We start from the raw sequence: 23,538 nt of genomic DNA, 5'->3' as shown, positions 1-23,538 counted from the left end.
CGCTACTTTAACATCTTCCCATCTTTGCTTTTTCAATCTTAACTTTAACAAACTATAGAACTAATGTCAATTATTTTTCGATTTATCTATTCATTTGTTTTTAATGTTTCACGTGAAACATTTTTATTGCCATGAATGATTTAATTCCATGTATATTTTTTGCATTTCCAAATCAGTTTTTTCCATCATCTCTGCACATTTTTTCAATCTTTGTTTTATTTCCTCATTAGCTTTTTTATCTGCTTTATACACTAATTCATGTTCTAATGATGCCCAGCAATCCATTGCAATAGTTCTTATTTGAATTTCAACAGGTACATTAATTAACAAATCATTTTGATATACTGGAACTGTCACTATTAAATGTAAACTTCTATAACCATTCTTTTTAGGATAAGTTATATAATTATTATATTTTATCAAAACAACATCTTCTTGTAAAATTAATAATTGTGCAATATAATGTATATCATTTATATAATTACATATTACCCTTAATCCGGAAATATCATTTATTTTTTTTATACCTTCTATATTTTTTTCTAATTTTTTTCTTTCCAACTTATTTATAATACTTTTTGGTGATTTTATTCTATATTGTATATTATGTATGGGACTATGACCATATTCAAATTCTAGATTTTGATCTATTATTTCTAATTTTATTTTTATTATTTTTATTGCAGCTTTATAAGGTTGCATGAGCTGTTGAAATTTTTTTTGTTCATCTAATATATTATCTATTTTTTGATTCATTTTTTCACCTCATTATTATTGTAAAAAATAATTTTATTACTAATTACAATTAATAATGTTATTTTATGTAAAACATATTATAAATATGCACATTTATTCTCTTTTTTATTCATTTTAATTTAAAATTTAATAAGATTATTTTACATACCTATTATAAATTTTAAATTATTAAAAACCTTCTGTAGTCGGTATTTAAATACTTTCACTTTCTACTAGAAGGTTATCATAGTAAATACTTATAATTATTAAATATTAAAATTAATTATTTAATAACATTTTTTAATTCTTTATATTGACTTAAGGTTTCTAGTGTTACAAACTGATAGCCATTTCTACTTAGTTCTTCTAACGCCATCTCTAATCCATCTATCGTAAATGTATGAATATCATGTATCAATATTACTGCTCCATCAAATGCTTTGTTTACTATTGTTTCTTTTATCTTTTGAGCATTCTTTACTTTCCAGTCCTCGGTATCTACATTCCATAGCGCTATCTTCATTCCGTTATTTGCTATTACCTGTTTTGCTGTTTCATTCACTGCTCCATATGGGGGTCTGATGATTTCTGGTTCATAGCCTGTTATTTTAAATATCTCATTTTGTGTATCCACTATCTGTTTTTCTATTCCGTTTGCATCCAGTTTCCTTAAATCCGGATGATCCCATGAATGACTCCCTATTTCAAATCCTTGTTCATAGACGGTCTTTACTATCTCCGGATATTGTTTTACATTCTTCCCTAACATTAAAAATGTTGCTCTTCCGTCGTATTTTTCAAACAGTTCTACTGTTCTTAATGTATTGCTTTTATGTGGTCCATCATCTAACGTTATCGCTATCATTTTTTTATTTGGATCTACTTTTGGCTGCGCTGCCGGTTCTTTTATGTCTAATGGTGCATCAGATGGAATATTTTTATTGGCTAATCTGATCAGCTCTTTATTTTGACCATAATCTATTTCTATCTTTTCTTCATTGTCATTATATATTGTAAGCTTCTTTTTTCCAATTCTAAGATCTATGTGTTCTGGTTCAATTTTATCTATGCCATTTATATTTGACAATGTTCTTTTATAAGATCTTCTTAAACAGTCATTTACGCTAAGAATTTTTTCTTTATTTAAATCGTAAGCAAAACGTTTAGTTTCTGTGTCTGTTTTTTCATTATCTTCATTATATCGCTGTGCTGTAAATGAAAGATTAAGATACTGATCAAATACTTTATCAATAGAATAATCCATATAAATGATATCTTTACTGTTTTTACTGGCTTTTTGATTATCAAGATATTCTTTATAATAATCATTAATGATAGTATTAAGTTTTTTACTTTCAGTTTTTGGATAAAATAAAGAGATATACAGTTTTTCGCTGTCCTTATTATAATGCATTACTTCACCAGTGTGTTTATTATCAGCATTATACTGGTTATAAGCATCATACTTTTTCCTATCAATCATAAACCATCCAATACTCACTATTAAGATTGCTATTAACAGGATCACTATATATAATATTTTCTTCTTTCTTTGATCTAATTTATATGAGTGTAACAAATTAACTCAATGCCTCCCTAACTATATAATAATTATCTCACAATGTTTCACGTGAAACATTATAAAAATAATTTAAATATTATTTTGATGATATTTAGCATATACTTCATTCTTTTTTAAATTTCTAACTTTTGCTACTTCTTTAATTGCATCTTTAACTGACATCCCTTTTGCAATATATTCATCAACATGCTCTATAATAGTTTGCTCAAAAACTGGCTCTTCTATTACACCATTATTTCCTGATACAACTATAACTATTTCACCTTTTAAATTTGGACTAATCTCAAGTATTTCATCAATATTACCACGAATAATCTCTTCATGTTTTTTTGTTATTTCTCGACATAATGCAATTTCTCGATTTCCAAAAATTTCTAACATTAACTGCAATGTTTTAGTAATACGATGTGGTGATTCATAAAAAATTATAGTTTCTTGATTTTTTTTTAAATTATCTAATTCTCTCTTCTTTTTTTTATCAGAATGATCTAAAAAACCATAAAAAATAAATGGTTGTGGTGAAATTCCTGATACAACTAATGCATCTAAACATGCATTTGCTCCACTAATTGGTATTACATTTATTTCTTTTTTTATAGCTTCTTTTACTAGCTCATAACCAGGATCAGAGATTGCTGGATAACCTGCATCACTAACCAATGCAATATTATTTCCCTCTAATAATAAGTTTATTATCTTTGGAATTGATTGCTTAATATTATGTTCATGGTGAGAAATTAATTTTGTTTTAATATTATAATAATTTAATAATTTAATTGTATTTCTAGTATCTTCTGCTGCAATATAATCAACTTCTTTTAATATTCTTATTGCTCGATATGTTATTTCTTCAAGATTACCTATTGGTGTTGCAACAAGATAAATACATGGTTTCTTATTTTCAAAACTTTTTTGTCTATTCATTTATTTCTTCTCCAAACATTTTTTTTATTTCATCACTATAACTCCCATCATTATTGTGTGCATATAATGGTGGCTCTATTTTTAAACCTTTTTTTCCTTTATAAATTCCTTCTACCAGTAAAATATGACTCTCTTTATTATATTTAGGATATACAAATTTAATTCTTTTTGGCTCAATATCATATTTTTGCATTAAATTTAATATTTCAATCATCCTTTGAGGACGATGAACCATGGCAAATTTTCCACGATTATCTAAAATTTTCGCAGCACTTTTAATAATTTCTTCTAAATTAATTTTTATCTCATGACGAGCAATAGTTAAAAATTCATTATCGTTTAAATTACTATCTTCATCTACTTTAAAAAAAGGTGGATTACATACTACTAACCCAACTTTTATGGAATCATTTACAAATTCTTTAATATCACTATGAACAATTTTTATTTGATTATCTAAACTATTTAATGTTATATTTTTTTTTGCTAATTCTACTGCTTCTTTTTGAATTTCAACACCAATTATTGGTTTATTAGTTCTTCTTGATAAAATTAAAGGTATAGCTGCATTATTTGTTCCAAAATCAACAATTTTCTTTACATCTTTTGTGATTGTACAAAAGTTAGCTAGTAAAACAGTATCTAAAGAAAAATTAAACATATCCTTTCTTTGAATAATTTTTAAATTATTATATGCTAATAAATAATTAATTACTTCTTTATCCATTTTTAGATACTCCATTTTTGAATTTTATTTCATCAAGATTAACAAATATAATTGCTCCATTATTATCAATTTTAACTAAATCATTAATTACGTTTAATCCCAATACTTTAACTTCTTTATCTTCATATCTTACCTTACTACCAATTTTAGGAAAACGTTGTTTTTCAATACTATAAACCTCATCTTCATATTTTAAACAACACATTAGTCTTCCACATGAACCAGAAATTTTTTCTATATTAATAGCTAACATTTGATTTTTTGCCATATTAATAGAAACACCATTAAACTCTCCCAATAATGTTGTACAACAAAGCGGTAATCCACATGTTCCAATTCCACCAATAACTTTTGCTTTATCACGTGGTCCTATTTGACGTAGTTCTATTCTACATCTAAATACAGTAGCTAATTCTTTTAAAAGTTCTCTAAAGTCAACTCTTTCATCAGAAGTATACATAAAAATTACTTTTGCTTTATCTAAAGTAAATTCGCAATTAGTCAATTGCATATCAACATCGTATCGAGCTATAATATCACGACATGTAACTAAAGCTTCTTGAGCATCAATTAAATTCTTTTTATATATTTCAATATCTTTGACAGTTGCTTTTCTTAAAATCGATTTTAATTCTGTATCAAGATTAAATTCTTCGATTGACATTAATCCTTGCGAAATTTCTCCTAATTCTAACCCTCTAGTAGTTTCAACTACAACATATTCACCTTTTTCTAATTCTAAATCTGTAGAAAAATAATATACTTTTCCTGCACTTTTAAATTTAACACTTGCTAATCTAAGATTTTCCATAAATACTCCTTTCTATAGTCTATACATTATACTATCCATCAACAATGCAACGTTTACATTACTTTCAATAATATTTATTGCTTCTAAGATAATTTCTATTTGTTTTATTATTTTTTGATCTGGTACATTTACCTGTTTAAATAGTTCATAAGATGATTTAAAAATAATTTTTTGATTATGTTTCACGTGAAACACATCTTTAATTGCTAATAATAACATATTTAAAAATAATTTAATATCATTACGTTCTTTATATTTTTTTAATAAATTTGTTTGTACATTAATAATTAGATTATTTCTTTTAAAATACAAATCTTCAATAAAATTTTTAACTTGTACCTGCATATATTCAAAACGTTCATCATATAGATTTTTTGCCTCATCTAAATCATTTGATAAATATGAAATAATTGTAGCAGCTTCATTAGGTATATCTAAATCTATTAAATACTTAATAATATTTTCTTTACTATCTGGTTTTATTTCAATTACTTGACATCTTGATAAAACAGTAGGTAAAATTCTGTTTTTGTTTTTTGTAGTAAATAAAGCATATATTCCTTCAGTAGGTTCTTCCAACATTTTCAACAAAGTATTCATTGCTTCAAGTGTAGCATATTCAATATTTTCAATAATATATATTTTAGCTTTTCCTTCTAGTGATGATTTTTTAAATGTATTTTGTATTAACTCAATATCTCTCTTTTTAATTGAACTATCTTTTCCATTTAATCTAATAATATCACCATATTTATTTTGAGCAACTTTTCTACAATCATTACATTGCATACATGCAAGCGTTTGATCACAAATTAATGACATAGCTAAAAAAATTAATGGTTTTTCAGTATTATTCCCAACTAATAAAAACGCATGAGGTATCTTATTTTGTGAAAATTCATTATAAATTAAATTATAAAATAACGGCTGATGGTCTTTTAAATATTCTTTCATATTATCTTCTTTATAATGTCAATAACTTGACTTGCTACTTCATCAATTGATTTACTTGCATCAATTTTTGTTATTCTATCAGCATATTTTTCACAAATACTCATATAGCCCTCATATACTTTTTTATGAAAATCATTAGATTCCAAATCTAATCTATCAGTATCTCTATGATTTTTATTAATTCTTTCTAAACCAATTTCATAAGGTATATCAAAAAATATAGTAGTATCTGGAAATACATCACCTATTGCAAATAAATTTATTTGATATACTTCATCAATTCCAATATTTCTTGCAACTCCCTGATATACCAATGAACTATCTATAAATCGATCACAAATGACTAAATAACCATCATTTAATGCAGGTTCAATTTTTTCTATTAAATGTTGTCTTCTTGCTGCAGCATATAATAATGCTTCTGTACGAGCTTCCATTGCAATATTTTTTTTATCAAGAATAATAGCTCTTATTTGCTCAGCAATATCTATGCCTCCTGGTTCCCTTGTTAATAATACTTTATATCCTTCAGCCATTAACTGATCAAATACAATTTTTGATATAGTAGTTTTTCCACTACCATCAGGACCTTCTAATGTAATGAATTTACCTCTCATTGTTATTTCCTTTCAAATTATTATCATATACAATCTATACAAGATTATATCATATGTAACAGTTTCATACAATTTAATACTTTTAATACATTTTTAGCACTCTCCTATTGACAGTGCTAAAAATTAGTATTATACTATAAATGTAATCAGAAAAGAGTATTGATTACATACGATTATAAGTAATTTCGAAATTTATTTGGAAAGAGGCGATTATTATGAAATTACTTCCTGGGTTAACTACTTTTAATAATTTATTCGATGATATGTTTGATGATTCATTTTTTAGAAGCTACAATAGCTATATGAAGACAGATATAAAAGAAGTTGATAATCAGTATGTACTTGATATTGAAATGCCTGGTTTTAATAAAAAAGACATCTCAGTTGAGTTAAACGATGGATATTTAACAATTTCCGGTAATAAATCAACTAATAATGATGAAAAAGATACAAAAGGTAATATAATTCGTCAAGAAAGATATTCGGGTTCATGTAGTCGAAGTTTCTATGTTGGTGATAGTATTAAAAAAGGAGATATTAAAGCTAATTATGATAATGGTGAATTAAAAATTTATTTACCAAAAACAACAACTAAAGAAGTTGAAAATCATAATTATATACCAATTGAATAACCTAATTCCGACATTTAAATGTCGGAATTTTATATTAGTGTTATTAAATATATAACTATTATCCCAGGTAATCCTAACATCATTAAAATAAAAATATTTAAAATATTATAAGTAAAATAATTTCCAGTAATTATATTAAAAATATATATTATTATTAATGATTTAAAAAATAGCATTAACATTTTACGCATAAAAAAGCACCTCATTACATTATATGAAGTGCTTATATTTTTTTTCTACCTTCTAATGATTTTAACAATGTTAATTCATCTGCATAATCTATATTACTTCCAATTGGTAATCCATTAGCAATTCTACTCGTATTAATATTTCTTTTAGCAAGTAATTTAGCTAAATATAAAGCAGTTGTTTCACCATCTCTTGTTGGATTAGTGGCAATAATAACTTCTTTAATTGAATCATCTAATCGATTAAATAATGATGCAATATTCAAATCATCCATCGTTTTTCCATCAATAATTGACATTGTTCCATGTAAAACATGATACAATCCATTATATTCTTTTACCTTTTCCATTGCAAAAACATCCTTAGATTCTTCTACTACACAAATAACACTCTGATCACGGCTCTTATCTTTACAAATATCGCATATTTCATCCTCACAAATATGTCCGCATTTTTTACAATAATGAATGTTATCATGAATAGATGCTAAAGTTTTAGAAAAATCATCAACGTACTCTTTATCCATTGATAAAATATAATAAGCTAAACGTTCTGCACTTTTTCCACCAATACCCGGTAAGCGTTTAAAACAATTAACTAAATTTTGAAAAGATCTTGGATAGTTCATAAAATTCTCCTTTATTTTTCAAATTCAACAATATCACCAAATAACTCTATTGCCATTGCTTGAGCTTCACTCAATTCTTTTTTTTCTTCTTTATAAACACCAATATGATGTAAAACAATTGGCTGAGGATTTGGTAAAGATCGAGTTCTATTCATTTCAATATATCTATTTCTTATATCTGGCCAAATATTACTTTTAACTGCAATAAAATCATAGCTTTCCCCTAATACTTCTTGCAAAAAGTTTTTTAATTGATAGTAATTTTCTGTACTATTAACTTCATTAATATTAGGTTGATGATCAAATGAAATAATAATTCCACCTCGTGCAGCTGCAACAGGTTTTCCATCGCAAAGCATTGAAGCAAATTTAGCAGTATTAAGATTAAATTTATATCTTGCAATTACTGGCCACTTTTCTTGAATATCATTAAGAATTCTTCGATCAGCCTGAACTAAAATATTTAATATATCATCAAAAGATACATCAATGTTTTTATTTTCAATTATACTTACATTTTCACTTTGATCATTTTTATTATCATCAATGATTTTTTCTATTGTACCAGGTAAAATTTCTTCTTGAATACTCTCATTTGTTTTTTCAACTATATCTTTATCTGCTTTATCTTTTTTATCTTCTTTATTTTCTGCTATATTACTTTCTAAATTTGGAGCATTTTCAATAATATTATCTGCCTTAACTAAAATTTTATTTTCATCTTTAATTTTATTACATATTTTTAATAAAGCCAATTCAAAATAAGTATCTGCATTTAAGGAATAATTATAATGATTACTAGCATCAACTAAAATATCAATAATTTCAAATGATTCTTCAACTGATATATATGATATTAAATTTTCAACATCTTTTTGTGTCAAAACAAATAAAATACTAGCATCCTGTGTATTTTTATAAATAATAACATCTTTTAAAACATCTATTAAATCATACGTTAATCTTTTTATATCAATACTAGTACTTAACATATTATCCAGTGATTGTAAAACAGATTTTAAATCCTGTGAAAGTAATTTTTTTATAAATATAATTTTATTATCCATCGATAATAAACCATAAACTTTATTAACACTATCTATACTTAATTTATCATTGTAAGCTAAGCATTGTTCTAGAATACTTAATGCATCTCGCATTCCACCTTCAGCTAATTTTGCAACTAACTTCAAGGCATCTAATTCGTATTCCTTATTTTCATTTTTTAAAACATATTCTAATCTAGAAACTATATCTTGATCATCAACTTTTTTAAAATCAAATCTCTGACATCTAGAAATAATTGTTGGTAAAATTTTATGTGGTTCTGTTGTAGCTAAAATGAATATAATATGTGCTGGAGGCTCTTCTAAAGTTTTTAATAAAGCATTAAAAGCACCTTGAGACATCATATGTACCTCATCAATAATATAAACTTTATATTTACCATTAATTGGTGCATATTTAACTTTATCTATTAAATCTCTTACTTCATCAACCCCATTATTACTTGCTGCATCAATTTCGATTACATCAGGATGTTGAGATGCAGTTATAGCTTTACAATTAGGACAATTATCGCAAGGTGGATTGTCCCCTGTACAGTTCAATGCCTTTGCAAGTAACTTTGCAACAGTTGTTTTTCCTGTTCCTCTAGGTCCTGCAAATAAATAAGCATGCGCTATACGATTTTCTTTAATTGCATTTTTTAAAGTTGTAACTATATGTTCTTGTCCAGCTACTTCATCAAATGTTTGGGGTCTATATGACCTATATAATGCTTTATATGACACTTAAAATCACTCCTCATACAATCTATTATACTACATAGTTATACATTAAAAAAGATTCAATCTATTGATAGAATCATTTATACTAATTCAATTTTAGCCTATTTTCTTTTTATTTTAAAATATTCTTTTATTATTTTAGAACATTTATCACCTAAAATACCAGTTACAATCTCTGGTCTATGATTAACAGGAAAATTACAATTATAAATGCTTGTTAAAGCAAGCCATCTATTTTCAAAAGCTCCAAACACAACTTTTTTTATTCTACTATTTATTATTGCACCAGAACACATGACACAGGGTTCAAGTGTAACATACAATGTACATTCATCTAAATACCAAGACTCTAACTTTTTACATGCTTCATTTATTGCTAAAATTTCTGCATGCGCAGTAGCAAGATTTGTAGTTTCACGTAAATTATGTGCACATGAAATTACTTCATTATTTTTAACAATTACAGCTCCTACAGGCACTTCATCTTTTTCTAAACACTTTAAAGCTTCTTGATAAGCTATCTCCATAAACTTGATATCTTGATTCATGTAAATTCTCCTTTTTATAAAAAAGCCACTACACATAGACGGTTATTCTTAATGCTGCTACCTTCCGGTCCTGACATGGTTCGAAGCCGACTATTGTAATGGCAAAAAATATTATAATATATTTAAAATATAAATTCAATAGTATTTTTAAATTTAAATAAATTTAACTCAATAAATTGACATATATATCACATCATGCTAGAATTTTACCGACAAGTTGTCGGTTTTGATTTATAATAGGAGTGTGTAAGTGATGCGATTAATGAAAGAAGCAGAGGAACGAAAAAAAGAAATATTGGATATAGCAGAACAGCTATTTATAGAAAAAGGATTTGACAATACTAGTACCAACGATATATTGCGAGAAATTGGCATTGCCAGAGGAACACTATATTATTATTTTAAGTCAAAAGAAGAAATATTAGATGCAGTAATTGATCGAATTACTAATCAGTTAGTTGAAAAATCAAAAGAAATATTTGATCAAAAAGAACTTTCTGTCTTTCAACGTTTTACAATGATAACATTTACACTCAATATAGACAATAATAATCTTGGACATGAAATTTTAGAACAAGTACATAAACCACAAAATGCACTTATGCATCAAAAAATGCAAAAATGTATCTTGTCAGGAATTACTCCCCTTATCACATCATTAATTGAAGAATTAACTTTACAAGGAATATGTCAAACGGATTATCCACAAGAAACAGCTGGGATGGCGCTAATTTATTATAACATTATGTTTGATGATCTTATGGCACTTGATCAAAAAAGTAAACAAAAAAAATTAACCGCATTTATTTATAATCTAGAAAGACTTTTACATATAGAACAAGGTAGTATTCATGAATTAATTTTATCATGTCACAAATAGCTTACTAATTAATACAAAATAATTATAAACTAAAATTTATGGAGGATTAATATGAACATTATTGAAGTAACAGATAGAAAACCAACACTAATAGAACAGTTATTAGAAGTATGGGAAAGCTCAGTAAAAGCAACACACTTATTCTTATCTGAAAATGAAATAAAAGAAATTAAGAAATATGTTCCACAGGCATTACAAGAAATCCCACACTTAATAATTATAGAAAATGAAAATCATATTCCAGTAGGATTTATGGGAATCGTAGAACAACATCTTGAAATGCTTTTTATTTCTCACAAAGAAAGAGGCAAAGGATTTGGTAAAAAATTACTTAAATATGGAATAGAAAAATATTCAGTAAATGATTTAGCAGTCAATGAACAAAATCCTCTTGCTAAAGGTTTTTATGAACATATTGGATTTAAAGTTTACAAAAAAACAGAGTATGATGAACAAGGAAATCCTTACCCTCTTTTATACATGAAATTAGACTAAAAAATTTCTATTCTATCAAGAACTTATATAAAAACAAATTGTAGAAACCATAAAATCTATATAGAATTTTAAAAGAGAACAATAAAATAAAGAAATTCTAGTACTATTATTTTTGTAGAATTGAAAAATTAAGATTTTATCAAACTATTAAATAATTATTTTCCATATCTTCCTAAATTAAGCAAACTGTAAATGAATTTTAATTTAATTCATTTATATGAATCTTTATCAACAAAAAAAGATATCAAAACAATTTACGAACATTAAAAAATTGATTCTTTTCTAAAAAAATCAATTTTTTAATGTTTCTTATAAATTCAATGAAAAAAGCGTAGGTTATGTATCACTATTTAGTGAATTACAGATAGCCTTCGCTTTTTATATCAAACACATAAGCTCCTTATAAGTAATAAATTAAATTTTTAAAGCTATGTTATTACTTGTTAAAATGATAATCATCATTCTTATTTTAAATTTTCTATAGATATAAATTCATTAAATAAACATCTAAATAACGATCATTTAATTTCATATAATTTTCATATGTTCCAATAATTTCGAATCCAAATTTATGATATAAAACAATTGCTATTTCATTATCTGTAACAACTTCTAAATCAATTATTTCGATTCCAGCTTCTACTCCATATCCAATTACTGCACTAACTAAATTACTACCTATTCCTTGATGCCAATATTCTTTTAAAACACTAACTCCTAAATCAGCACGATGTTTTAATCTAGATTGTTTATGACCCTTTAAAGTTGCAATTCCAACAATCTTATCACCATCTTTTGCTAAAATCATAACTGAATGATCATTTTCATGCATTTCTTGAATAAATTCCATTTCCTGAATAGTGTTTAAATTAATTTCATTATTTCCATAATTGAGATTATCAGTTTGACCAGTTACTATATTTAAATAATTAATTATTTCTTTTGCATCATTAGATTTTGCTTCACAATATTCAATATTCATTATTTTTACCTAGTATATTATTAATATACTTCTCCTTTCTTTAAATTTTATATAAATATCAAAAAATTGAGAAATAAAAATAAAGAAGTAAATATAAAATTTAACCTCACTATAATTCAATTACAAAATATTTTAATAATATTTATTAAGGGTTTAATATGTATTATAAATTTATATTTCTAAGAACATTATAACATAAATATAATTTATCAATACTAAATTAGTCCCCTTATTTCTATTTTATTTAAATTTTTTAATTAGCCAATTTGCCACACCATCATTTTCATTACTATCAATTATAGCTGTGGCCTGTTCTTTTAATTGATCAACAGCATTTTCCACTGCATAACTTTGATTAGAAATTTTAAACATTTCCAAATCATTAATTGCATCACCAAAACAAATAACTTCATCGTATTTTAAAATTTCTTTAAGTTTTAAAATAGCATTAGCTTTTGATGCTGTTTTAGGCATAATTTCCAACCAATATTCAGCACGATAAATTTCCTGTTGAAAAGTAACGTTATAATCCACATTATCTTTCAATATTTCATATACTGAATTTAACTCTTGATAACTTCCAATCACTGTAAAATAATATACTTCCCCTTGATATAAACTATGTAAATCATTAGTTAAATTAATGCGAGGATCATCTTTTCGTTTAGTTAAATATTCTTTTATCCCATCATTTAATTTTTTATTGATAATTGTAACTCTTTCTTTACCATCTATCAAAGCATAAACCATTGGATTTATTTTATTTTTTTTCATAACATTTTTAACAAATTCAACTTGTGAATCATTAAAAATATTCTTATGAATAAATTTACCACTTTTTCCATCAATAATAAACGTACCATTATAAATAATCAATGGTAAATTTAAATTTAAATTTTTTGTTATTGGTGTAGCTGAAACTAAAGAACGTGCAGTAGCATAAGTAAAATTCATTCCTTTATCAATTAATTTATTAATTGTTTCAATAGTATAATTACTTATACATCCTTTTTTATTTAATAAAGTCCCATCTAAATCACTTATATATAAAGTTTTCATATCTAAAAAGATAACTATTTTGTAGTTATCTTTTCCTTTCCGCCCATATATGGTCTTAATGCTACTGGAATATTAACACTTCCATCTTCATTTAAATTATTTTCAAGAAAAGCAATTAACATTCTTGGTGGTGCAACAACTGTATTATTTAATGTATGAGCAAAATATTTTCCTTTTTCTCCATTAATACGAATATTTAAACGACGTGCTTGAGCATCTGTTAAATTTGAACAAGATCCAACCTCAAAATATTTTTTCTGTCTAGGTGACCATGCTTCAACATCAATACTCTTAGCTTTTAAATCAGCTAAATCACCAGAACAACATTCTAATGTTCTTACTGGTATATCTAAAGATCTAAATAAATCAACTGTATTATTCCATAATTTATCAAACCACATCTTACTATCTTCTGGTTTACATACTACGATCATTTCTTGTTTTTCAAATTGATGAATTCGATAAACACCACGTTCTTCAATACCATGAGCACCTTTTTCTTTTCTGAAACATGGTGAATAAGATGTATATGTATATGGTAATTTAGATTCATCTAAAATATTATCAATAAACTTACCAATCATTGAATGTTCAGATGTACCAATTAAATATAAATCTTCTCCTTCAATTTTATACATCATACTATCCATTTCTTCAAAGCTCATAACTCCTGTAACTACGTTACTACGAATCATATATGGTGGAATAACATAAGTAAATCCACGATCAATCATAAAATCGCGTGCATATGAAAGAATTGCCGAATGTAAACGAGCAACATCTCCCATTAAATAATAAAAACCTTGTCCTGCAACTCGCCCTGCAGCATCCATATCAATCCCATCAAATTTTTCCATAATTTCTGTATGATAAGGAATTTCAAAATCAGGTACTACTGGTTCTCCATATTTAGTAATTTCAACGTTTTCACTATCATCTTTACCTAATGGTACTGAATCATCTATAAAATTTGGAATTTTCATCATAACATCTTTTAATTCATTACCATATTTAGTTTCTAATTCTTCTAATTGCTTTAATTCATCTGCCATTTCGTTTACTTGTTTTTTATTATTTTCAGCAGCTTCCTTATTACCTTCACGCATAAATTGCCCAATTTCTTTAGATAATCTATTACGCATACTTCTTAATTCACTAGCTTTTGTTAATACTTCACGATAATCTTTATCTAATTTATAAGCTTCATCTACTAACCCAATCTTATCATCTTGAAATTTCTTTTTCATGTTTTCTTTAACTAGGGTTGGGTTTTCTCTTAATATTGCAATATCAATCATTTTTATTCTCCCTTGTTTATATTTTTTATAGAATTATATATTAATTATAATCTTTATTCAATTATTGTCAAAGTGTTTATTTTTAAACAATTTAATATTTCCAAGGAAATATTAAATATATGAAATAATCGAGGATCAATTTCCCCGATTATTTTATATTATTTTGTAGTTTCATCATCAACATCATCTTGTTCAACAGCTTTTTCTACAACTTCAACAGATGAAACTTTATTATTTTCATTAACTTTAATCAAACGTACCCCTTGAGTAGCTCGACCAGCAGTTGTTACTTGTTCCATTGGTAAACGAATCATAATACCATCATCAGTTATAATCAATAAATCTTCATCACCATTTACTGCACGTAATGCCACAATTTTTCCATTACGTTCAGTAGTATGAATTGTTTTAACTCCTTTACCACCACGATTAGATAAACGATATTCTTCTAATGGCGACATCTTACCATATCCTCTTTCAGTAACAACTAAAATATATTTTCCTTCTTTATCAGTTGTCATTCCTACAACTTCACTACCATCAACATTAATACCTTTTACACCACTTGAAATACGTCCCATTGGACGAACATTACTTTCTTCAAAACGGACAAGTTTACCATTTGATGCAGCAATTAATATTTGATCATTACCACTTGTAAGCTTAACTTGAACAAGCTGATCATTATCTTTTAGACAAATTGCAATCTTTCCAGATTGACGGATTAGTTGAAATTCATTGATGTGAACACGCTTTACTATTCCATCTTTAGTAACAAAGAATAAATAATAATTACTATTTTGTTGAATTTGTTTTCGATCAATATTAATCATTGATTTAATACTTTCTTCTTTATCAAGATCCAATAAATTAACAACTGGCAATCCTTTAGCAGAACGTCCAAATTCTGGAATATTATATCCTTTTAAACGATAAACTTTTCCAAAATTAGTAAAGAACAACAAATCATCATGAGTTGACATATTTATTAATGAACTAACTATATCATCATTATTTGTTGACATACCTTTAATACCGCGTCCACCACGATTTTGTGACTTATATGTATCTACAGGCATTCTTTTTATATAACCATTATTTGTAAGTGAAATAATAACATCTTCAACTGGTATTAAATCCTCATCTTCTAAATCAAATGTTCCTTGAATTATTTCAGTTCTACGTTTATCCCCATATTTATCTTTGATTTCCTCTAATTCATCATGAATAATTGATAATAATCGCTCTCTATTTTCTAATATATCTTTTAAATCTGCAATAATTTCTAATAACTTATTTAAATCATCTTCAATTTTTTGTCTTTCCAAACCAGCTAAACGTTGTAATTGCATTTCACGAATTGCCTTAGCTTGTTTATCAGACATATTAAATTCTTCCATTAATCTTGTTTGAATAATGTCAGTAGTGCGACTTGAACGAATTAATTCAATTATTGCATCAATTTGGTCTAATGCTCTTTTTAAACCTTCTAAAATATGAGCGCGATCTTCAGCTTTATTTAATCTAAATTTGGTTCTACGTCTAATAACTTCTTCTTGGTGTTCAAGATATAAACTTATCATTTCTTTTAAATTCAATGTTTTTGGTTCATTGTTTACTAATGCAATACAATTTGCACCAAAAGTAGTTTGTAATGATGTAAGTTTATACAATTGATTTAAAATTACTTCTGGTTGAATATCTCTTCTTAATTCAATTACAACTCTAATACCATCACGATTTGATTCATCACGGATTTCTGTAATTCCTTCAATTTTTTTATCTCTAACTAATTGAGACATCTTTTCAATCATTCGAGCTTTATTAACCATATAAGGAAGTTCTGTAACAATAATTACTTTTTTATTACCTTTTTCCTCTATCTCAGTCTTAGCCCTCATAACAATTAAACCATTTCCTGTCTCATAAGCCTTTTTGATAGCACTTTTACCTAAAATATATCCACCAGTTGGAAAATCAGGTCCCTGAATATAATTTTCCATTAATTCAACTATTGAAATATCAGGATTTTTAGCTACTGCAAGAATTGCATCTATTACTTCTCCTAAATTATGTGGTGGAATATTAGTTGCCATCCCTACTGCAATTCCAGTTGAACCATTAATTAATAAATTAGGAATTCTAGCAGGCAATACAGATGGTTCTTGCTCTTCACCATCATAATTAGGAATAAAATCAATCGTATCCTCTTTTAAATCTCTAACTAGTTCACTAGAAATTTTAGACATTCTAGCCTCAGTATAACGTTGCGCTGCAGCGCCATCACCGTCAATTGAACCAAAATTTCCATGACCATCAACTAACATATATCGATAAGAAAAATCTTGAGCCATTCTTACTAATGCCTCATATATCGAAGAATCCCCATGAGGATGATATTTCCCCATTACTTCTCCAACAATACGTGCTGATTTTTTATACGGGGTTCCTGGTGTACAACCTAAATCACTCATGCCGTAAATAATTCTTCTTTGTACAGGTTTTAAACCATCACGAACATCAGGTAAAGCTCTAGCAACAATAACTGACATTGCATATTGCATAAAAGAGTTTTTCATTTCAGATGTTAATTTAACTTTTCTAATTCCACGTTCTTCCATTTTTTCTCTCCTTTATTAAATATCTAAATCAGTTACATATTTTGCATTTTCTTGAATAAATTCACGTCTAGGTTCGACTTTTTCTCCCATTAACATATCAAAAATCATATCAGCTTCCATCGCCTCATCTAAATCAATCTGATTTAAAATACGTTTTTGTGGATCCATTGTAGTTTCCCATAGCTGATCAGCATTCATCTCTCCTAACCCTTTATAACGTTGAATACTATACTTAGCACCTGAACCGATTTTTGTTTTTAAATCTTCTAATTCTTCATCACTATAACAATAATGTTCTTCTTTACCATGTTTTAATAAATAAAGAGGGGGTTGTGCTGCATATACAAATCCATTTTCAATTAATGGTTTTAAATAACGATATAAGAATGTTAACATTAAAATTCTAATATGCCCACCATCTACATCAGCATCGGTCATAATTACAATTTTATGATATCTTAATTTATCAAGATTAAATTCTTCACCTATTCCTGTACCAAATGCTGTAATCATCGAACGAATTTCTGCATTTCCAAGAATTTTTTCTAATCTAGATTTTTCAACATTTAATATCTTTCCACGTAACGGTAAAATTGCTTGAATTCTACGATCACGTCCCATTTTTGCACTCCCACCGGCAGAATCCCCTTCGACTATAAATATTTCACATTCACTAGGATCTTTACTTGAACAATCAGCTAACTTACCTGGTAAATTTGAAACTTCCAATGGATTTTTTCTTCTTGTCATTTCACGAGCTTTTTTAGCTGCCATACGAGCTCTTGAAGCAATAATTGCTTTATCTACTATTATTTTAGCAGTATCTGGATTTTCTAACAAAAATTTATCTAAAGATGTAGCAATGATATTACTTGCAATTTTTCTTACTTCAGCATTTCCTAATTTTGTTTTAGTTTGCCCTTCATATTGAGGATCTGGGTGTTTTACTGAAATAATTGCTGTTAGTCCTTCTCGAACATCATCTCCTGATAATGTTTCATCATCTTTTTTCAATAAACCTTTATTTTTTGCATAATTATTAATAACTCTAGTTAAAGCCATTCTAAAACCTTCTTCATGAGTTCCACCTTCGTGAGTATTAATATTATTACAAAATGAATAAATATTTGATTGATAGCCATCATTATATTGCATTGCAACTTCAATCGTTATATCTTGTTGTATGTCTTCAACATAAATAATTTCTTCATGAATTGGTGTTTTATTTTTATTAATAAAACTTACATACTCTTTAATTCCACCTTCATAATGATAAACTTGTTTACGATTAATTCCGTTACGTTGATCTTCTAATGATAAACGTAATCCTTTATTTAAAAAAGCTAATTCTCTAATTCTTTGATTTAAAGTATCATAATCATAAACAGTACCTTCTTTAAAAATTAATTTATCTGCTTTAAAAGTGACAATTGTTCCTGTAATATCAGAATCTCCAACAACCTTCAACTTATCTACAGGTTGACCGCCATTTTCAAATCTTTGATAATAAACATGTCCATCACGATGAACATTAACTTCTAACCATTCAGACAATGCATTTACAACTGAAGCTCCAACTCCATGCAAACCACCAGATACTTTGTATCCTCCACCGCCAAATTTTCCACCGGCATGTAATACCGTAAAAATTGTTTCAACTGTTGAAATTCCTGTTTTTGCATGAGTTCCAGTTGGCATTCCACGTCCATCATCAATAACTTGAACAACATCATCATCTTTTAAAATTACGCGAATATGACTCGCATATCCTGCTAATGCTTCATCAATAGAATTATCAACTATTTCCCATACCAAATGATGTAATCCTCTAATTGATGTAGTTCCGATATACATCCCTGGTCTTTTACGAACTGCCTCTAATCCTTCTAAAACCTGAATATCAGATTCATCATAACTATGCTTTACTTTTTCTTCTGACATTATGTAGCCTCCTTGCCACTTTCAATATATATTTTCTTTGCTCTTTCTATAATCTGATGATTAATATCATCAATAGAAGTAGTTGTAATAAATGTTTGAATCTTTTGATTCAAAATATCTAATAACATATTTTTTCTTGTTTTATCTAATTCAGATAAAACATCATCCAATAATAAAACTGGATACTCCCCAATTTCTTCCTTAATTAACTCAATTAAGGCAATTTTTAAACTTAAAACAACTGTTCTTTGCTGTCCTTGAGATGCATATAAACAAGCATCATTATCGTTCATATATATTTTTAAATCGTCTTTATGAATTCCTATATGACTTTGCATATATTTAATATCACGACGATGATTTTTTTTGTATAAATTTAAGATATTTTCATAATTAAGATCATCTTTAAGAAAACAACTATAACGTAATTTAATAGCTTCATTATCTTTTTGTGCTATTTTTTGATAAATCAAAGAAACTTTTTGATCTAATCTACTTATAAATTGTAATCTTTTTTTTATTAATTCGACTTGTAATTTTGATAACTGCTCATCTAATACTTCTAAATACTCATCACCGCTACTATTTTTTTTATTAAGTATTTTTAAATATTTATTACGCTCTTTAAGTAAGTTAGAATATTTACTTAAATTAAAAACATATATCGGTGAAATTTTAGAAATTTCTAAATCAATAAAACGCCGACGATTACTTGGATTTCCTTTAACCAAATACAGATCATCGGGAATAAAAACAACAACATTCAATAAACCTACAAATTCACTTATTTTATGAATATCTTGATTATCTATTTTAGCATTTTTAAAATTACTTCCTAAAATTATCTCTAAATTTCGCTGCTTGCTGTTAGAAATGACTTTACCTTTAATTCTAGCAAACTCATTATCAAACATAATCATTTGTTTATTAACATGGCTTCTAAAAGATTTTCCAACTGACAATAAATATATTGCCTCTATTAAATTAGTTTTTCCTTGTCCATTATTGCCAATTAAAATATTAATATCTTGACTAAAATCAATAACAAAATGACTATAATTACGAAAATTATATAAATTTAATGATTTAACTATCATTAATCAATAATAAACTCTTCTCCATCAAAATTAATTCGATCACCAGCTCGCAGTTTTTTACCTCTTCTTACTTCAACTTCATCATTAACTAAAACCAAACCATCTTTAATAACCATTTTAGCATCAATTCCACTAGAAACACATCCAGCAAACTTTAAAAATTGTCCTAAAGTTATGTATTCATCTTTTATTTTTATCTTTTTCATAATGACCCTCTTTTTTTATAAAATCTAGCGCTATTATAACATAAATTATTTTAAAATTCAAAAAAATCAGCATATAAACGCTTTTTTTATAAAAAGTATAAAAATGTCAGTTTTTAATAAACTTCGATTACATACAAAATTTATCCACATATAATTAATTCATATATTAAAATAGTACTTTCACGAAAAAAAAACTACAAAATTGTAGTTTTAAAATGTTCTTACAGGTAAAACTAATTGAATAACATCTTCATTTTCATAATCTTTAATGATAAATGGTTTCATTTCTCCTGTAAATAATATTCTAATTTTAGAACTATTAAAAGCTCTAATTGCCTCATTAACATATTTTGAACTAAATGAAATACTTAGAGGTTCTCCTTTATAAAAAGCTTTATCCAAAATTTCTTCCACAGATCCAATTTCTTGCATATATGATGATAATAATACCTGGTTATCATCCATATCTAATTTAATAATATTATTTTGTTCATTAGTAAGTAAAGAAACACGATCAATTGCATTTAATAAATAATGTGTATCTATATTTAATTCATAATCAAAACTATTAGGAATTAAACGATTAGTATCTGGGAAACTTCCATCAATTAATCTAGTTTGAATAATATTATTGTCAAATACATATAATACTTTACGATCTGAAACATACATTTCAATAATTTCATCTTTTTCAATAATCTTAGATATTTCATCTAATGATTTTTGAGGAATAGTAATATTAAAAGTAACATCTTCATTTAAAGAAACTACTTTTTTAGCTAAACGATAACTGTCTGTAGCTGTACATTCTAATTGATTGTTAGTAGCTTTAAAATTAATTCCAGTTAGAATTGGTTTATGTTCTTTATCGCTTGCAGCAAATTTGGTTTGAGAAATAATATTTTTTAAGACTAAAGAATTAATATCAATTTTTATACCATTTTTAGATAAATCAATTCTAGGATAATCTAAAATATCAGTTCCATTTAAATCAAACTTAGATGTAGGACTTGAAATTCTAGTTAAAGCTCCATCAAGTATTTGAATATTAATATATTCACTATCAATTTTGCGAACAATATCTAAAATATAACGTGAATTAAGAACAACCCCTCCTGTTTCATAAATAGTTAAATCTTCATCTTTTATTATTTTTGTTTGAATTGTAATATCAGAATCACTACCTGTTAAAATTAAACAATCATCATGTAAATCAAACTTAATTCCTGTAAGTACAGGTAAAGGACTACGAATTGAAACAGCTTTAGTTGTTTTAGATAAAGCATTTAATAACTTAATTCTTTTAATTTTAAAATTCATGAATTTTCTCCTTTTTAGTTTATATTTATATATTTATTTTAAGTATTTTATTATTACTATTATAGTGTGAATAATGTGTATAACTAAAAAAATGTAATAAATATCATAGTTTTTTATGTGCATTAGATATTCACTAAATGTGGAATAACTGTGTTTTAATGCACATTTAGTTTTTCTTTTAGTTTATTAATAGCAAGTTTATAATCTGAATCTTTAGCGATTTTTGCCTCTACTCTAGCACAAGCTTTCATAACCGTAGAATGATCGCGATTACTAAATGTCATACCGATTTCAGAAAAAGTAATATCTAGTAATTCACGCATTAAATACATACACATCTCTCTTGGAGTAGTTAATTTTCTAGTTTTATTTTTAGAAATTAATTGATCAATAGTAAGATAATAAAATTCTGCAGTTGTTTTTAAAATAATTTCTTTAGTAAGAGCAGTTTTTGGAGTAGTTACTTTTTTATCATCTTTAAAAGATTCTAAGGCAAAAGCCATATCTATATTATTAGTACAATTCATAATACTACAAAAAAATAATCGTTTTAAAGCACCTTCGAGACTTCTAATATCTCGACAATAATGACTAGCCATAAAATCAATAACATCTTCTTGAATAATTAAAGAAGGATTATCAAGATTTTCTATTTTTTTCTCTAAAATAGCCCTTGCAGTTTCAAATTCTGGGGGATCAATTCCAAAACTTAATCCAGAATTGAATCTACTGATCAATCGTGATTCAATCCCTTGGAGATCTTCTGGCATTTTATCACTTGTAATAACAATTTGTTTATTATTATTGATTAATTCATTAAAAATATGGAAAAATATTTCACTACTTTTTTCTTTATTAAATAAAAATTGAATATCATCAATTAATAAAATATCTAATTGTTTATATTTTTCATAGATTTCATCACCATCTTTTCCCTTCATAGCACCAATTACTTCATCGACAAAATCTTTACTGGTAATATATCGAATATTGAGATTGGGATTAATTTCTTTCGCATAATTTCCAATTGCATTTAATAAATGTGTTTTACCAAGTCCAGGATTACTATAAATAAATAAGGGATTGAAATTAGAACCAGGATTAGTTGAAACAAGTAAGGCCGCATTTTGTGCCATTCTGTTAGAACCCCCAACAACAAAGTTTTCAAATGTTAAACTTTTATTAAGGTTATCTTTAAAAACTTCTTTTTTTGCTTGAATAATAGATTTATTAAACTCATCCTCACCTAATATTTCAACAGTAACTTGTGATGCAAGCATACCTGAAAGAATATCTTCGATATCGCTAAGATTATTTTTTATTGTTTCGACATTAAATGAAAAAGGTGTAGTAATAGTAACTTTATTATTATTAATAGACGCAATTTGTGCATTTCTAAAAACCGATTCCATGATTACTTTATCAATCTTACGTTCCTCTGGAAGAGTTTGTTTTTCGAGAGTATCAAGACATAATTGCCAAATTTTACTATTATCGCGCAT

The 23,538-nt window shown here is 26.4% G+C and carries 22 protein-coding genes, 1 other RNA gene and 1 other annotated feature (1 of these 24 only partly in view); of the genes, 3 read left to right on the top strand and 20 right to left on the bottom strand.

The window, feature by feature from the left end:
• Window positions 1-34: a binding site (T-box leader), on the bottom strand; it reaches 166 nt to the left of the window's first position.
• A gap of 89 nt (window positions 35-123) precedes the next feature.
• The 7 genes from NQ543_RS00115 to tmk all read right to left on the bottom strand — a co-directional run bounded on the left by NQ543_RS00115 (window position 124) and on the right by tmk (window position 6,350).
• On the bottom strand, window positions 124-756 hold the full coding sequence (locus NQ543_RS00115; RefSeq protein WP_004610844.1) for a GTP pyrophosphokinase: 633 nt from the start codon (window positions 754-756) through the stop codon (window positions 124-126).
• 262 nt (window positions 757-1,018) lie between these two features.
• Window positions 1,019-2,218, bottom strand: a complete 1,200-nt coding sequence (locus tag NQ543_RS00110; protein WP_148344845.1) for a polysaccharide deacetylase family protein — start codon at window positions 2,216-2,218, stop codon at window positions 1,019-1,021.
• Between the two features lie 168 nt (window positions 2,219-2,386).
• A complete protein-coding gene (gene rsmI, locus NQ543_RS00105) occupies window positions 2,387-3,241 on the bottom strand; it encodes a 16S rRNA (cytidine(1402)-2'-O)-methyltransferase (protein ID WP_004610846.1) in 855 nt (284 codons plus the stop codon).
• Window positions 3,234-3,968, bottom strand: a complete 735-nt coding sequence (locus NQ543_RS00100; protein WP_039904801.1) for a tRNA1(Val) (adenine(37)-N6)-methyltransferase — start codon at window positions 3,966-3,968, stop codon at window positions 3,234-3,236. Before NQ543_RS00100 ends, rsmI begins: the two co-directional genes overlap by 8 nt.
• Window positions 3,961-4,779, bottom strand: a complete 819-nt coding sequence (locus NQ543_RS00095; RefSeq protein WP_004610848.1) for a PSP1 domain-containing protein — start codon at window positions 4,777-4,779, stop codon at window positions 3,961-3,963. Before NQ543_RS00095 ends, NQ543_RS00100 begins: the two co-directional genes overlap by 8 nt.
• 12 nt (window positions 4,780-4,791) lie before the next feature.
• Window positions 4,792-5,733, bottom strand: a complete 942-nt coding sequence (locus tag NQ543_RS00090; RefSeq protein ID WP_004610849.1) for a hypothetical protein — start codon at window positions 5,731-5,733, stop codon at window positions 4,792-4,794.
• Window positions 5,730-6,350, bottom strand: a complete 621-nt coding sequence (gene tmk / locus NQ543_RS00085; RefSeq protein ID WP_004610850.1) for a dTMP kinase — start codon at window positions 6,348-6,350, stop codon at window positions 5,730-5,732. Before tmk ends, NQ543_RS00090 begins: the two co-directional genes overlap by 4 nt.
• A gap of 215 nt (window positions 6,351-6,565) precedes the next feature.
• Here tmk and NQ543_RS00080 point away from each other — a divergent pair, with 215 nt between their 5' ends.
• Complete coding sequence (locus NQ543_RS00080; RefSeq protein WP_004610851.1) at window positions 6,566-6,982, top strand: Hsp20/alpha crystallin family protein; 417 nt, start codon at window positions 6,566-6,568, stop codon at window positions 6,980-6,982.
• Between the two features lie 223 nt (window positions 6,983-7,205).
• Here NQ543_RS00080 and recR read toward each other — a convergent pair whose 3' ends face one another.
• The 4 genes from recR to ffs form a co-directional block, all read right to left on the bottom strand.
• Window positions 7,206-7,799, bottom strand: a complete 594-nt coding sequence (gene recR, locus NQ543_RS00075; protein WP_004610853.1) for a recombination mediator RecR — start codon at window positions 7,797-7,799, stop codon at window positions 7,206-7,208.
• Window positions 7,800-7,810: 11 nt separating this feature from the next.
• On the bottom strand, window positions 7,811-9,592 hold the full coding sequence (gene dnaX, locus NQ543_RS00070) for a DNA polymerase III subunit gamma/tau (RefSeq protein WP_004610854.1): 1,782 nt from the start codon (window positions 9,590-9,592) through the stop codon (window positions 7,811-7,813).
• A 98-nt stretch (window positions 9,593-9,690) separates the two neighbouring features.
• A complete protein-coding gene (locus NQ543_RS00065; RefSeq protein ID WP_004610855.1) occupies window positions 9,691-10,137 on the bottom strand; it encodes a nucleoside deaminase in 447 nt (148 codons plus the stop codon).
• Between the two features lie 18 nt (window positions 10,138-10,155).
• Window positions 10,156-10,243: signal recognition particle sRNA small type (gene ffs / locus NQ543_RS00060), an RNA gene on the bottom strand.
• A gap of 147 nt (window positions 10,244-10,390) precedes the next feature.
• Between ffs and NQ543_RS00055 the strand changes: the two genes are divergently transcribed.
• Window positions 10,391-11,017 (top strand): TetR/AcrR family transcriptional regulator, encoded by a 627-nt coding sequence (locus NQ543_RS00055; RefSeq protein WP_039904803.1) that lies wholly within the window; start codon window positions 10,391-10,393, stop codon window positions 11,015-11,017.
• Between the two features lie 51 nt (window positions 11,018-11,068).
• Window positions 11,069-11,512: a GNAT family N-acetyltransferase gene (locus NQ543_RS00050; protein ID WP_004610857.1), complete on the top strand. Its 444-nt coding sequence runs from the start codon at window positions 11,069-11,071 to the stop codon at window positions 11,510-11,512.
• A gap of 478 nt (window positions 11,513-11,990) precedes the next feature.
• Here NQ543_RS00050 and NQ543_RS00045 read toward each other — a convergent pair whose 3' ends face one another.
• From NQ543_RS00045 to dnaA, 9 genes are all read right to left on the bottom strand, one after another.
• Window positions 11,991-12,494: a GNAT family N-acetyltransferase gene (locus tag NQ543_RS00045; protein ID WP_004610858.1), complete on the bottom strand. Its 504-nt coding sequence runs from the start codon at window positions 12,492-12,494 to the stop codon at window positions 11,991-11,993.
• Between the two features lie 240 nt (window positions 12,495-12,734).
• Complete coding sequence (locus NQ543_RS00040) at window positions 12,735-13,553, bottom strand: Cof-type HAD-IIB family hydrolase (protein ID WP_004610859.1); 819 nt, start codon at window positions 13,551-13,553, stop codon at window positions 12,735-12,737.
• A gap of 14 nt (window positions 13,554-13,567) precedes the next feature.
• The gene (serS, locus tag NQ543_RS00035; protein WP_004610860.1) at window positions 13,568-14,851 is read right to left on the bottom strand and encodes a serine--tRNA ligase; all 1,284 of its coding nucleotides are present in this window, start codon (window positions 14,849-14,851) and stop codon (window positions 13,568-13,570) included.
• A gap of 158 nt (window positions 14,852-15,009) precedes the next feature.
• Window positions 15,010-17,472: a DNA gyrase subunit A gene (gene gyrA, locus NQ543_RS00030; RefSeq protein ID WP_004610861.1), complete on the bottom strand. Its 2,463-nt coding sequence runs from the start codon at window positions 17,470-17,472 to the stop codon at window positions 15,010-15,012.
• A 15-nt stretch (window positions 17,473-17,487) separates the two neighbouring features.
• A complete protein-coding gene (gene gyrB / locus NQ543_RS00025; protein WP_004610862.1) occupies window positions 17,488-19,413 on the bottom strand; it encodes a DNA topoisomerase (ATP-hydrolyzing) subunit B in 1,926 nt (641 codons plus the stop codon).
• On the bottom strand, window positions 19,413-20,510 hold the full coding sequence (recF, locus tag NQ543_RS00020; RefSeq protein ID WP_004610863.1) for a DNA replication/repair protein RecF: 1,098 nt from the start codon (window positions 20,508-20,510) through the stop codon (window positions 19,413-19,415). Before recF ends, gyrB begins: the two co-directional genes overlap by 1 nt.
• The gene (locus tag NQ543_RS00015) at window positions 20,510-20,716 is read right to left on the bottom strand and encodes an RNA-binding S4 domain-containing protein (protein ID WP_004610864.1); all 207 of its coding nucleotides are present in this window, start codon (window positions 20,714-20,716) and stop codon (window positions 20,510-20,512) included. The genes recF and NQ543_RS00015 overlap by 1 nt, the downstream gene beginning before the upstream one ends.
• Window positions 20,717-20,926: 210 nt before the next feature.
• Window positions 20,927-22,036, bottom strand: a complete 1,110-nt coding sequence (gene dnaN / locus NQ543_RS00010; protein ID WP_004610865.1) for a DNA polymerase III subunit beta — start codon at window positions 22,034-22,036, stop codon at window positions 20,927-20,929.
• Between the two features lie 155 nt (window positions 22,037-22,191).
• The gene (gene dnaA / locus NQ543_RS00005; RefSeq protein ID WP_004610866.1) at window positions 22,192-23,538 is read right to left on the bottom strand and encodes a chromosomal replication initiator protein DnaA; all 1,347 of its coding nucleotides are present in this window, start codon (window positions 23,536-23,538) and stop codon (window positions 22,192-22,194) included.

Source organism: Thomasclavelia spiroformis DSM 1552 (assembly GCF_025149465.1).
GTDB lineage: Bacteria > Bacillota_I > Bacilli_A > Erysipelotrichales > Coprobacillaceae > Thomasclavelia > Thomasclavelia spiroformis.
Note: the sequence above shows the minus strand (reverse complement) of the source record. Positions and strands in the feature narration are given on the sequence as shown.

Excerpts from the sequence above, each read along its gene's own strand:
- tmk (WP_004610850.1), bottom strand. The coding sequence starts at position 6,350 with ATGAGAGGTAAATTCATTACATTAGAAGGTCCTGATGGTAGTGGAAAA.
- dnaN (WP_004610865.1), bottom strand. The coding sequence starts at position 22,036 with ATGAATTTTAAAATTAAAAGAATTAAGTTATTAAATGCTTTATCTAAA.
- recF (WP_004610863.1), bottom strand. The coding sequence starts at position 20,510 with ATGATAGTTAAATCATTAAATTTATATAATTTTCGTAATTATAGTCAT.
- NQ543_RS00100 (WP_039904801.1), bottom strand. The coding sequence starts at position 3,968 with ATGGATAAAGAAGTAATTAATTATTTATTAGCATATAATAATTTAAAA.
- gyrA (WP_004610861.1), bottom strand. The coding sequence starts at position 17,472 with ATGGAAGAACGTGGAATTAGAAAAGTTAAATTAACATCTGAAATGAAA.
- dnaA (WP_004610866.1), bottom strand. The coding sequence starts at position 23,538 with ATGCGCGATAATAGTAAAATTTGGCAATTATGTCTTGATACTCTCGAA.
- NQ543_RS00040 (WP_004610859.1), bottom strand. The coding sequence starts at position 13,553 with ATGAAAACTTTATATATAAGTGATTTAGATGGGACTTTATTAAATAAA.
- NQ543_RS00055 (WP_039904803.1), top strand. The coding sequence starts at position 10,391 with ATGCGATTAATGAAAGAAGCAGAGGAACGAAAAAAAGAAATATTGGAT.
- NQ543_RS00090 (WP_004610849.1), bottom strand. The coding sequence starts at position 5,733 with ATGAAAGAATATTTAAAAGACCATCAGCCGTTATTTTATAATTTAATT.
- NQ543_RS00115 (WP_004610844.1), bottom strand. The coding sequence starts at position 756 with ATGAATCAAAAAATAGATAATATATTAGATGAACAAAAAAAATTTCAA.
- NQ543_RS00045 (WP_004610858.1), bottom strand. The coding sequence starts at position 12,494 with ATGAATATTGAATATTGTGAAGCAAAATCTAATGATGCAAAAGAAATA.
- NQ543_RS00095 (WP_004610848.1), bottom strand. The coding sequence starts at position 4,779 with ATGGAAAATCTTAGATTAGCAAGTGTTAAATTTAAAAGTGCAGGAAAA.
- NQ543_RS00015 (WP_004610864.1), bottom strand. The coding sequence starts at position 20,716 with ATGAAAAAGATAAAAATAAAAGATGAATACATAACTTTAGGACAATTT.
- NQ543_RS00050 (WP_004610857.1), top strand. The coding sequence starts at position 11,069 with ATGAACATTATTGAAGTAACAGATAGAAAACCAACACTAATAGAACAG.
- gyrB (WP_004610862.1), bottom strand. The coding sequence starts at position 19,413 with ATGTCAGAAGAAAAAGTAAAGCATAGTTATGATGAATCTGATATTCAG.
- NQ543_RS00110 (WP_148344845.1), bottom strand. The coding sequence starts at position 2,218 with ATGATTGATAGGAAAAAGTATGATGCTTATAACCAGTATAATGCTGAT.
- recR (WP_004610853.1), bottom strand. The coding sequence starts at position 7,799 with ATGAACTATCCAAGATCTTTTCAAAATTTAGTTAATTGTTTTAAACGC.
- serS (WP_004610860.1), bottom strand. The coding sequence starts at position 14,851 with ATGATTGATATTGCAATATTAAGAGAAAACCCAACCCTAGTTAAAGAA.
- rsmI (WP_004610846.1), bottom strand. The coding sequence starts at position 3,241 with ATGAATAGACAAAAAAGTTTTGAAAATAAGAAACCATGTATTTATCTT.
- NQ543_RS00080 (WP_004610851.1), top strand. The coding sequence starts at position 6,566 with ATGAAATTACTTCCTGGGTTAACTACTTTTAATAATTTATTCGATGAT.
- NQ543_RS00065 (WP_004610855.1), bottom strand. The coding sequence starts at position 10,137 with ATGAATCAAGATATCAAGTTTATGGAGATAGCTTATCAAGAAGCTTTA.